The 1443-nt window shown below is 37.8% G+C and carries 2 protein-coding genes and 1 pseudogene; all 3 read left to right on the top strand.

What is annotated here, in order from left to right; translation table 11 throughout:
- Positions 1–262: 262 nt before the first annotated feature.
- Positions 263–517: pseudogene (locus ACP5SP_RS07920) on the top strand (IS1380 family transposase); the annotation flags it as partial.
- Between the two features lie 84 nt (positions 518–601).
- On the top strand, positions 602–919 hold the full coding sequence (locus ACP5SP_RS07915; RefSeq protein WP_428076527.1) for a hypothetical protein: 318 nt from the start codon (positions 602–604) through the stop codon (positions 917–919).
- A gap of 200 nt (positions 920–1119) precedes the next feature.
- The gene (locus ACP5SP_RS07910) at positions 1120–1320 is read left to right on the top strand and encodes a hypothetical protein (RefSeq protein ID WP_428076525.1); all 201 of its coding nucleotides are present in this window, start codon (positions 1120–1122) and stop codon (positions 1318–1320) included.
- The last annotated feature ends 123 nt before the right edge of the window (positions 1321–1443 follow it).

Genomic DNA, 1443 nt, shown 5'->3' with positions numbered 1-1443 from the left:
ACAATAGAGAATGGCGTTAGAGCAATGATGAGCTCTCACAGTGCAAAGAGGTTCTTCAAAACCTGATCTCCTGCAAGATTATGGCAATTTAGAAAGCTCCTCCAGGATCTGTTCATATGGAGATTGGTCATAGAAAAACCTGATATTATTATCCTCGGCATAGACACTATGGTGATGGATAACAACAGTGCAAAGATACGAGAAGGTGTCTCACCAACATACAAAAGAGTAATTCGCTGATAAACAGTGCGAATACAAAGGATTAAAAGGGTTTCAGCCGCTACAGGTCTATTGGAATGGATGTCTAATTGATGCAGTATTTAGGGGAGGAAAAACCACAAACCATTCCGATACAGTGAGAGAATCTCTTATCCATATCATAAGGAGAATAAGAAAAGAGTACAGGAAGGATGTTCCCATTCTTGTCCTTGCTGATGCAGGTTTTTACGATGAAGACAACTTTAAAGCGCTGGAGAAACTCAATACAGCATACATCTCACAGAGGAAGGGTGTATGATGACAGAATCCACTGAAAAGGAGTATGGATTTAATCTTTTATAACCTTTACTCTTTTCAGAAGGTTCCAAAAGAGTAAAAAGCATTGGTAGAAAGTATCCAAAAGTTCAATAAATATGTTGGAAAAGAAAACATATGGGAGTTTGTAGACTTCATTGACAAAAGAGGTGTTTGGGATAAAGGAAGGCGTGCTATATACCTCAAGCCCTTCGTAAACGACGAGGGAGAAACAGTACTTCCATTCGCAAGAGAGGGAGATCGAATCATCTATACAAATCTTGGTATTGATAAAGAACTCAATTATATCTTCATTAAAGCAGGAAAAGAAGAATACTTTATGGGAGAAAAATCATTGAATCATACCATAATAGAGGTAATGATGAACTTGTTTATTCCCTTGTAATCTGCGCTCCTTTTAAGCAGATTTACAGGGCATTGAAAGAATTTGGGACAGAAGAGATGCCTTTCAAGAGATTTCTTCCAAATGCAGCATTCTTACTCCTCTGTAACCTGCAATCTTTATGAGCAGGTTCCTATTCAATAGTCAAGTCACACTTTCTCTATGAGTCATTCAAAAGAGATGTAGCAAAGGGTATTATTGATGTGAAAAGTTATCCCACAACCGTGAGGAGGATACTCATCGACCTTGCAGGAAAGATTATCCACACAGGAAGAAGAATCATTCTCAAAGTCTCTCAGTACATTTATGAGAGACTGAACATCTCACTACTTTGGGAAAGATGCAATAACCTGTTGAAAAAAATCACAGGTTTCAGAAGATTAAACCCACCTGCTATTGCATAAACCTGTTCACGAAGAATACAGGTTACAGAAGATTAAAGACGGGTTGATCAATTCCATAAGCTTTCCTCCCCAAAACATTAGAGGCAGGATAACTATGCTTAGAATGCATAAAATACAGTAAAA

The sequence above is a fragment of the Caldisericum sp. genome, from assembly GCF_049967455.1.
Lineage (GTDB): Bacteria > Caldisericota > Caldisericia > Caldisericales > Caldisericaceae > Caldisericum > Caldisericum exile_A.
This window is presented reverse-complemented; position numbering and strand designations above follow the sequence as displayed.